Annotated in this window: 1 protein-coding gene; it reads right to left on the bottom strand. The window is 49.0% G+C overall.

What is annotated here, in order from left to right; translation table 11 throughout:
• On the bottom strand, nt 1-255 hold a 255-nt coding region (locus tag GJR95_RS41585; RefSeq protein WP_198424790.1), incomplete at both ends, for a transposase.

Consider the following 255-nt stretch of genomic DNA (forward strand, 5'->3'; position numbering starts at 1 on the left):
GTGACCACTTTACCATCCTGACGCACTTTGTAATAAATGCCGTCTAGCCACACCAAGGTGTACAGACTTTCCAATGGCCGGTTCTGCCACTCCCGCATGGCCGGGATGACTTTGTCTGTAATAGCAGCTAACTCGCTGTCTGACAGTGAATAGCCGTACATCTCTGACAGGTGTTGGCTAATGTCAGCGTAACTATTGCCCACACTGTAAAGTGATATTACCTTCTGTTCGAGCTGAGGTGTCAGTACCACCTGT

This window comes from Spirosoma endbachense (genome assembly GCF_010233585.1).
Lineage (GTDB): Bacteria > Bacteroidota > Bacteroidia > Cytophagales > Spirosomataceae > Spirosoma > Spirosoma endbachense.